Origin of the sequence: Actinomadura sp. 7K534 (assembly GCF_004348575.1) — a bacterium.
In the GTDB taxonomy this organism is placed as follows: domain Bacteria; phylum Actinomycetota; class Actinomycetes; order Streptosporangiales; family Streptosporangiaceae; genus Spirillospora; species Spirillospora livida.
Window position 1 is genome coordinate 1 of the sequence record NZ_SMKB01000280.1, and the last position, 8,650, is coordinate 8,650.

Sequence of the window (8,650 nt, forward strand, 5' to 3'; positions counted from 1 at the left end):
GGGCGTTGGGGGCGCGCTGAAAAGGGCAGAAGGGCCGTGTGGGAGTGGTCGGCCGCGTGGACGCCTACCAGCGGCGGCATCGCTGGGCGGGCCTGCCGCTGGCGATCGTGTACAAGTTCGTGGACGACCAGGGCACCTATCTCACGGCGATGATCACCTACTACGGGTTCGTGTCGCTGTTCCCGTTGCTGCTGCTGTTCGTCACCGTGCTGGGCTTCGTGCTGGAGGGCAACCCCGGACTGCAGCAGCGCGTACTCGATTCGGCGCTCGCGCAGTTCCCGGTCATCGGGGACCAGATCGGCGCGAACATCGGATCCTTCCGCGGCAGCCGGCTCGCGCTCGCCGCGGGCGTCGTGGGCAGCGTGTACGGCGCGCTGGGCGTGGTGCAGGCCGCGCAGAACGCCCTGAACAAGATGTGGGGAGTGCCGCGCAACGCCCGTCCGAACCCCATCCTCTCCAGGGTGCGGAGCCTGGCACTGCTGGCGGTCGGCGGCACGGTGCTCCTGGGGACGGCGCTGCTGTCGGGGGTGACCACGTCCAGTGGCGTCCTCGGCGCCGCCGGGGTGCGGGCGGCGGCCGTCGCGGCGGCGGTCGCGTTGAACGTCGTGCTGTTCACGGTGACGTTCCGGATGCTGACCGCCCGGCCCCTCACCGTCGCGCAGGTGCGGACGGGGGCGATCGTCGCGGCGCTCGTCTGGCAGCTGCTTCAGTGGGCGGGCACCTTCCTGCTCGGCCACTGGCTCCAGGGCGCCAGCGCGACCTACGGCATGTTCGGCATCGTGCTCGGCCTGCTGACGTGGATCTATCTGGGCGCGCTCACCTTCGTGCTGAGCGCAGAGATCAACGTCGTCCGGGAGCGGCGGCTGTGGCCCCGCAGCCTGCTGACGCCCTTCACCGACAAGGTCGAGCTGACCTCCGCGGACCGGCGCGCCTACACCTCCTACGCCGAGACCGAGCGCCACAAGGGCTTCGAGAACGTCGACGTCGACTTCGACCCGCCCCCGCGCGACGACCCGGACTGACACCCCGGGCCGGGACCGCTGATCCAGGGCCGTCCGGTCTCGGGGAGGAGTGGACGGCCCTGGGCCACACCGGCGCAGCCCCTGTGGTGACCGGCCATTGGCATTTTCTCGCCGACGAACCGATTATGGACACAGGCGATCCGTGCACACGTCATCACCTGGGCCGATGACCGCCCGCCCGGCAGGCGAAAAATCCGTTCCGCACTTCAATGTGTCTCTCGGGCGAGCATTTTTGATTTCTTCGGAGATCTTAAAAATCAGGTAGGATGAGAAATCATCCGGAAAACGACGACGTCCCCGTTCCGGGGGCGATGCGTCACACCGGCTCGTCCCCGAAAAGGGGAGTCATGGCGACCCTGCACGGCCCGTCTCCGGCGAGCACCGCCAGATCCCGCACGGCGACAAGCGTGTCCCCTGGTGCACGACCGCCCGGCGCCGCCGGCCCGCAAGCCCTCACCTCGCGGCCCCATGGCCGGACGGGCCGGGCCGATGCCCTGCCGCCCGCGGAGAGTGTCTGGGAGTCCGAGGGCGGGCGACTTCGAGAAGACCCCGTGGCACGCGTCGACCCGCCCACTCCTGATCGGAGATCATCATGACCGCTGTCACCGCCATCCCGAGGCCGGCCGCCGGGGGATCGGTCCGAACCCCCGACGAAGTGAGGATGCCCGCCCACCGGCGCCCGGGTCACACCATCGTCGCGCTGACGGGCGCCTTGGACGGCGCCGCCGCTCCAGCGCTGCGCGAGCACCTGCTCGGACTGCTGCGGCGCAGCGGCCGGCTGCTGATCCTCGACCTCGGAGAGGTGGCGTCCGCCGACGCGGCCGGACTGGCCGTGCTGATCGGCATCCAGCGCCGTGCCGCCGAACTCGGCATCTTCCTCCGTCTCGCCGCCCCCGGCCCGCAGGTGACCGAGCTGCTCCGCGTCACCGGGTTCGACCGCGCCTTCACCGTTCAGTCCGCTCATGACCTCCACGCCGAGCTCGCCGCCTGACCGCTTGCTCAGGCCCGGAGGCCGGCTCGGTCAGACCTGGCGTCCGTGGACGTAGCACCACCGCCAGGTGGGCCCCGGTCCCACCGTGGCGGTGATCGGATGGTCGGTCTCCCGGTAATGCGCTCTCGCGTGCCGGTGCGGCGAGTCGTCGGAGCACGCCACCCAACCGCAGGTCAAACAGACCCGGAGGGCCTTCCAGCCTGCTCGCAGCGCTTCGCATACCCGGCAGCCGCGCGAGCGGGGCTCGACGGGAGTCAGCCCGTCCGCATGCTCGCAACGTGGTGCCGATCCGTTCGGGCTGATGGGCGCGCTTGCGGTCATGATGTGGACGCTCCTCCGGTGGTTCATCGAGCGAGCCCCTTTCCGAGCACCGCGGGCTGGGTGCCACTTACAGTTGACCTCCGTTTCGAGCGAACCGTGACGAGCGATACGAGCTTGCTTGATCAGTTGGGGCGATAGCCGTCCGTGGTCCGGAGAAACCGTCTGGAGCGCGCCGCGATGTAGGCTCGCCAGGCAGGTCTCACCGTTCCCCTTGTAAGGCGAAGATGTGGAACTGCGCCAGCTCCGTTATTTCGTCGCCGTTTCCGAGGAGCTCAACTTCGGTCGGGCGGCGGCCCGCGAGCACATCGTCCAGTCGGCGCTGAGCCAGCAGATCCAGCGGCTGGAGCGGGCGCTCGGTGTGCGCCTACTGGAGCGCACCACCCACTACGTCGCCCTGACCCCGGCGGGAGCGGCCTTCCTCGTCGAGGCCCGGCGGATCCTCGCGCACGTGGAGCGCGCCGCCGAGGTGGCCCGGACCGCCGAAGGCGTCTCGCCGGCGTTGCGGGTGGGCGTCATCGACGCCAGCTACGACTCGATGCCGCAGATCCTGCACGAAGCTCAGGCGCTCTACCCGGACCTGGTGATCCACCAGGTGGAGGTCGGTGTCCCCGAGCAGTACCAGCAACTCGTCGCCGGGCGCCTCGATGTCGGCATCGGACGCGCGGTCCTGGCGCCGAGGGGGATCGCCTCTTACCTGTTCCGCCGGGATCGTCTCGGGGTCCTGGTCCCCCGGGGGCATCGGTTCGCGGAACTGGACGCGGTGCCCGCCGAGGCACTGGCCCGCGAACCCCTGCTGCTGGCCGAGGAGATGGAGGCCCCGGAGTTCAACCAGTTCACCGTCGAGATGTGCCGTGCCGCGGGCTTCACCCCGACCGTGTACGAGGGGACCGTGGACAGCGTCCACGCCGCGTCCACCCTCGTCGACCAGGGCCGCTGCCTGTACTGCGTCCCCTCGTCCTGCATCTCCGCGCTCCCGGGGACCCTCTGGCGGCCGCTCACCGAACCCGTGTCCTTCTACCCTTGGTCGCTCCTGTGGCGCGCGACCGACGACTCCGACCATGTGCGCGCCGTCGTGGCCTGCGCCCGGAACATGTCCGAACGGCTCGGCTGGCTTACCGCCGCGGACCACACAACCGGCTGACCGGGGCCCGGCGAGTCTTCCTACGGCGCGGCGTCGTCGGCGGGTTCACGCCCGGTCCGGACGGTGGGGGGCGAGCTCCGGCAGCGCCTCCCCGCGGATCTCCCGCTCGATCAGCAGGGCGAGGTGCGGGCCGAGCGTGATGCCGCTGTGCGTCACCGCGGTGTACAGGCCGGGGCGCTGGAGGCCGATGAGCGGATACCCGTCCACGGGCAGCGGCCGAACGCACCGCCGGACCCCGGCGACGCCCGCCCGCAGCTTCGGGACGAGGGCGCGCGCACGGGCGAGGAGCTCGGCGCCGACCGTCCGCATCAGCTCGGGGGAGGCCGCCTCGTCGATACCGGCGTCCAGGTCGTCGGCCTCCAGGACGAGCCCCCCGTCCGGCGCGGGCCGGGCGGAGAGACCGGGGGCGTGGACGAGCCCGTTGACGACGCCCTCGGCCGCCGTGGTGGTGGCGACGAGACAGGGCGCGGGCGAGCCGGGTTCGGACGGGTCGACCAGCGGAAGGGCGACCTCGGCCGTGGCGAGGAGTGCGGGACTGTGCCGCCCGGCCGCGCAGATCGTGAGATCGGCGTCCAGATCCCTGCCGTCGTCCAGCCGCACACCGGTCACGCGGTCACCGCCGGTGTTGAGGCCGACCGCGCGATGCCCCGTGACGATCTCGGCTCCCGCGTCCCCCGCACGCCGGACAAGCGCCTGCGCCACGGCGCCGCCGTGCACGTAGCCCTCATCGGGGTAGTGCGCGATGAGCGCGTCCAGCGGAGCCCGGACCCGCGGCTCCAGCTCCCTCAGCCGCCCGATGTCGATCAGCTCGGCGGCGTAGCCCAGCTCGCCGAGGCGCGCGACCCGCTCCGCCAGTTCGGCCTTCGCGTCCTCGGTGACCGCCCACGTCGTGTTGCCCGCCTCCCGGTACCAGGCCGGGTCGCCGAACCCGGCGGCCAGCTCCCGCCAGGTCGACATCGCCGCGGTCCGCAGCCGGTGGTAGGCGGGATCAGCGGGATCGTTGGCGTTGACCCATGCGTAGCTGGTGCCCGAGGTCCCGGCGCCGGGCGCGTCCTCCTCGACCACGACGACCTCGTCCTGCGAACGCGCGGCGAGCCGGTCCGCCAGCGCGGCACCGATGATCCCCGCACCCACGACCACTATCCGCATGCCCTCAGAATGACAGCCGCTCCCATACGTGGCGAGGCTCGCAAGACGGACACCTGTGCGTGATCTACGAAAGCTACGGTGACGCGGGTGTCCATCGTCATACCGGTCATCGCCGCGGCTTCGGCGGGGCTCGCCGGGGGCTTCCTGCTCCGGCCAGCCCTGGACCGAGTGCTGCGGCGCCGCCCCTCGCTCCGGTCGTTCCGCCGCGAGCTGACCGGCCCGCGCCCCGGCCTGGCCTTTTACGTCATCCCGCCCGGCCTGGGCAATACCGACGAGATCGTGGCCGAGCTGACCGCCGGACGCCGCCCCCGCCTCTGCCTGATCGGCAGGCTGTGCGGCCCCCTGCCGTACGACGAGGGCGTCGTGCACGACAACGTGCTGCAGCGCGGAGCCCTGTGGGTCGCCCGCGGCCTCCTGGTGTTCGACCCGCGCGGCGACGCGGAGATGAGCGTCCTGGAGGCGCCCTACGGCGTGGACGCACGAGAACCGATGCGCACCGAGGCGGGCAGGCAGGTCCTCACCCTCGACCTGGGCGACGGCGTCCTGGTCTTCGAACCCGCCCCCGACACCGACCTGGAACACGCCTGGAGCCGAATCCGCTCCGTCCTGGAGGAGACCACCCCCTGACCGAGCACCCGGCCGGTCGGTGAAGCCGATCTGAAGCCGGGATGAAGCCGGTCCGGGGTTCACTTCATCCGCTGCCTTGCTCGCCGGGGTCGGGCAGGGTGACGAGTGAATGGAGAGTGGTATGGCTCGTAATGCCTCCAGACCGGGTCTCAAGAGGGCGGCGATGATGCTCGCCGCTACAAGTGCCCTCGGGGCCTCGGTCATCGCCGCCGCGCCGGCGCAGGCCGCACCTGCGCAGGCCGCGCCGGTTCAGCAGGCGGCGGCGCCGCAGGCGGTGGGGAAGCAGTCCGCCAACCAGATCGTCTGGGTCTATGTGTGGGCCACCAATGTGAACGTTCGCAGGGGCAACACCGGGGCGTGCACCGACTACCCGTCCACGGGCAACTGCCCGATCATCATCCGGAAGGTCTCCAAGCAGGAGATCGGCGTGTACTGCCAGAAGCGGGGGCAGCCGGTCTCCGACTCGGGGTACTCCAGCGAGTGGTGGTCGTACGTCTACAACGGCGCTTACCAGCCCAGCGGCTTTGTGAGCAACGTCTACATCCGCGGGAAGGCCCACCTCGACGGGGTGCCCGACTGCACGTGGTGAGCGGTCAGGACTGGGCTTCCAGGGTGAAGGCCAGGAGGGCGGCGGCGAAGTCGCCGGGGGCCCGCAGGTGCGGCTGGCCGGGGAGGCCCGGGAGGACGACCAGGCGGGCGTCGCGGGCCAGGTCCACGGCGAGGGCGTCCTTGGGGGCGAGCCTGTCGAACTCGGCGTTGAGGAGGAGGACGGGGACGTCCGCCGCCGCGAGGGCGTCCGAGGGGTCGAAGCGGAACGCCGCCTGGTAGCCCCACTCGTAGCGGTCCGCCACCCGCATCAGTTCGACCACGGCGAGGTGGAGGAGGTCGCGGGGGACGTCCGGGCCCCAGCTCCGCAGGTAGCGTTCGACGGCCCAGCCGAACTGGGAGCCCTTGCCGTCGAGAGGGGCTTCGGGCGTCCAGCCCGAGAGGAAGCCAGCCCGCTCTTCCGGGGTGAACAGCGGGACGCCGCTCAGGGCCAGGCCCGCGGGGGGCAGGTGCGCGGCGGCCGCGAGGGCGAGGGACGCTCCGCTGTGCACGCCGGCGAGGACGGGCTTCTCCATCCCGATCCCGGCCGCCGCCTGCGCCAGCACGCGGCCGTAGTCGGGGATCTCGAAGCCCGGTCCGGGGGGCGGGTCGGACGCGCCGTAGCCGGGGGTGTCGAAGGCGACGGCGCGGGTGCTGCGGCCTAGGACGGGCAGGACGTCCTCGAAGACGCGGGACGACAGCGGGGATTCGTGGAACAGGGCGATCCAGGGGCCGGAGTCGCCGCTTGCGCGGTAATGGACCTGGCCCCATTCGGTGTCGACATAACCCCTGGTCATCGGTGAACGGGTCATCAGTGCTCGCGCAGGAGGGATCCGGCGCCGTAGACGCGGTCCTCGATGCCGTTGTCGCGGAGGGCCATCCACCACGTGGCGGCGTTGATGGCGATGACGGGGAGGTCGAGCCAGCGTTCGGCCTCGTCGGCCGTTGCGACCATCGACAGGTTGGTGCCGCACTGGACCAGGGCGTCGACCTCGCCGGTGGCCAGCTCGCGCAGCGCCCCGCGCAGCTCGGCGTCGGTGACGTGCGCGATCGACACGGCGGTCGGGCACTTCAGCCCGATGATGCGGTCGACCTCGAAGCCGAGTTCGGTGAAGAACCGCCGGACGTTGGCGTCGCCGACCGGCTGGTACGGGGTGACGACGCCGATCCGCCGCGCCCCGTAGATCTTCAGTGCCCGCTCGCACGCCTCGGCGCCGGTCGCCACCTCCAGGCCCGTGATGTCATAGATCTGCTTGACGAACTGCTTGTTGCCCTCGATCCCGCCCCAGAACGTCTCGGCGGACATGCCCATCACCATGTAGTCGGGCTCGCAGGTCAGGACCCGCTCGCAGGCCGCGCCGATCTCGTCGCGGATCTGCGCGAGGAGCCGCTCCATGCCCTCGTCCCCGGCCATGTCCTGGTCGCGGATGTGGATGCGGGAGAAGTGGGACGTCACGCCGGGGACGCCCATCCGGTAGAAGTCGGGTTCGACGATGGTGTTGGTGGACGGCGCGATCACCCCGAACTTGCGCCGCCAGCCGAGTGCGTCCGTCACGCCGCCGCCCTTTCCTCGGTCTGTTCCGCTGGGGTACGTGTCGTTCTGGTGAGGTGCCAGGCGGCGAACGCGAAGGCCGCCTGGGCGAGGGTGTTGCAGGACTGCTCCACCCATTGGAGGGGGATGGACTGCTCGGCGCGCGCCGCCAGGGGGCCGAGCAGGTACTGGCCCGCCAGCCAGAGGCCGAAGAGCGTCGCCGCGAGCGGGTCGCCCGCCCGCGCGGCGGTCCGCGCCAGCAGGACGGCGGCGACCGTCACCGCGACGATCGTCCACAGCAGCGCGGGCCAGGTGTCTCGCAGGACGGCCGACAGGGCCAGCGCCGCGAGCAGCGGGATCACGAGCACGGCTGGATGCGGTGGCCGGCGCGACTCGCGGGACAGCGCGTACGCGAACGCCGTGAAGCCGATCGCCAGCAGCGGGAACAGGGCGCCGCGCAGCCAGGGCAGGTCCGGGCCGCCGAGCGCGACGATCAGCTTCCAGGCGGCCTTGCCGAACCCGCCCGCCACGACCAGCGCGGCCGCCGCGGGCACCAGCGGGTGCCGGTGCCGCAGCATCGCCATGCCCAGCGCGGTCAAGGCCACCGGCACGAAGTCCTCGGCGGCGAGCGCGACCGGGTAGTCGGTCATGCGTCCTCGCCGAACAGGTCGCGCCGGCGGAACCGGGCCAGCATGAACCGGCCCATGATCTTGGGCGTGGTGAGCCAGGCGACCGTCCCGCCGTTCCTGGTCCCGGCGAGGATCCTGTCGGCCAGCCAGGGCGTCACCGTCTCCACCCGGTCGGCGAGGATGTTGAAGATCTTCTTGGCCTTGGCCAGCTCGTCGGGGGAGTAGTCGCGGAGCAGCAGGTCGGTGACGACCATGCCGGGGGACAGGTGCGCCACCTTCACCGGGCCGTCTTTGACCTCCTTGGCGAGGCCGGTGGTGAGGTAGTCGGTGCCGCGCTTGGTCGCGCCGTAGGCGATGAGGCCGGGGACGGTCCGTCCGTCGCTGCCGAGCCCCGCCATGTTCCACACGGTGCCGCCGCCCTGGGCGGTCATGCCCCGCACCGCGACGGCGCTGCCGTGCAGCACGCCGAGCAGGTTGGCCGACACCACGGTTTCGAGCTGGTCGGGCGGCAGTTCGGTGAGGGGGCGTCGGGAGGTGGACACCCCGGCGTTGTTGATCCAGTGGTCGATGCGCCCGAACGCCTCGGCCGCCGCGTCCCAGAGGGCCTGCACCTGGTCCCGGTCGGCCATGTCGCAGACCACGCCGACCGCGCCG

Annotated in this window: 11 protein-coding genes; 5 read left to right on the forward strand and 6 right to left on the reverse strand. The window is 71.6% G+C overall.

What is annotated here, in order from left to right:
• The first annotated feature begins 38 nt into the window (after nucleotides 1–38).
• Nucleotides 39–1,022, forward strand: coding sequence for a YihY/virulence factor BrkB family protein (locus E1266_RS32590; RefSeq protein ID WP_132053678.1), 984 nt, complete (start codon nucleotides 39–41; stop codon nucleotides 1,020–1,022).
• A 592-nt stretch (nucleotides 1,023–1,614) separates the two neighbouring features.
• Entirely contained in the window at nucleotides 1,615–2,013 is a 399-nt protein-coding gene (locus E1266_RS32595; RefSeq protein ID WP_132053680.1) for an STAS domain-containing protein, read from the forward strand.
• Between the two features lie 30 nt (nucleotides 2,014–2,043).
• Here the strand turns inward: E1266_RS32595 and E1266_RS32600 are convergent, their stop codons facing one another.
• A complete protein-coding gene (locus E1266_RS32600; protein WP_132053682.1) occupies nucleotides 2,044–2,361 on the reverse strand; it encodes a UBP-type zinc finger domain-containing protein in 318 nt (105 codons plus the stop codon).
• 199 nt (nucleotides 2,362–2,560) lie between these two features.
• On the opposite strand from E1266_RS32600, the gene E1266_RS32605 reads away from it, so the two are divergent.
• Entirely contained in the window at nucleotides 2,561–3,475 is a 915-nt protein-coding gene (locus E1266_RS32605) for a LysR substrate-binding domain-containing protein (protein WP_132053684.1), read from the forward strand.
• Between the two features lie 45 nt (nucleotides 3,476–3,520).
• On the opposite strand, the gene E1266_RS32610 is transcribed toward E1266_RS32605, so the two are convergent.
• On the reverse strand, nucleotides 3,521–4,624 hold the full coding sequence (locus E1266_RS32610; RefSeq protein ID WP_132053686.1) for an FAD-dependent oxidoreductase: 1,104 nt from the start codon (nucleotides 4,622–4,624) through the stop codon (nucleotides 3,521–3,523).
• An 87-nt stretch (nucleotides 4,625–4,711) separates the two neighbouring features.
• On the opposite strand from E1266_RS32610, the gene E1266_RS32615 reads away from it, so the two are divergent.
• Nucleotides 4,712–5,251 carry a hypothetical protein gene (locus E1266_RS32615; RefSeq protein ID WP_132053688.1) on the forward strand — a complete coding sequence of 180 codons (540 nt, stop codon included), beginning with the start codon at nucleotides 4,712–4,714 and terminating at the stop codon, nucleotides 5,249–5,251.
• A gap of 121 nt (nucleotides 5,252–5,372) precedes the next feature.
• Entirely contained in the window at nucleotides 5,373–5,840 is a 468-nt protein-coding gene (locus E1266_RS32620; protein ID WP_132053690.1) for a hypothetical protein, read from the forward strand.
• A 4-nt stretch (nucleotides 5,841–5,844) separates the two neighbouring features.
• Here E1266_RS32620 and E1266_RS32625 read toward each other — a convergent pair whose 3' ends face one another.
• From E1266_RS32625 to E1266_RS32640, 4 genes are all read right to left on the reverse strand, one after another.
• The gene (locus tag E1266_RS32625; protein ID WP_165966298.1) at nucleotides 5,845–6,633 is read right to left on the reverse strand and encodes an alpha/beta hydrolase; all 789 of its coding nucleotides are present in this window, start codon (nucleotides 6,631–6,633) and stop codon (nucleotides 5,845–5,847) included.
• Between the two features lie 14 nt (nucleotides 6,634–6,647).
• On the reverse strand, nucleotides 6,648–7,391 hold the full coding sequence (locus tag E1266_RS32630) for an arylmalonate decarboxylase (RefSeq protein ID WP_132053694.1): 744 nt from the start codon (nucleotides 7,389–7,391) through the stop codon (nucleotides 6,648–6,650).
• A complete protein-coding gene (locus E1266_RS32635) occupies nucleotides 7,388–8,017 on the reverse strand; it encodes a hypothetical protein (RefSeq protein ID WP_132053696.1) in 630 nt (209 codons plus the stop codon). The genes E1266_RS32630 and E1266_RS32635 overlap by 4 nt, the downstream gene beginning before the upstream one ends.
• Nucleotides 8,014–8,650 (reverse strand): SDR family oxidoreductase (locus E1266_RS32640; RefSeq protein ID WP_132053698.1); only part of this gene is annotated, 637 nt, incomplete at its 5' end. The genes E1266_RS32640 and E1266_RS32635, both read right to left, overlap by 4 nt.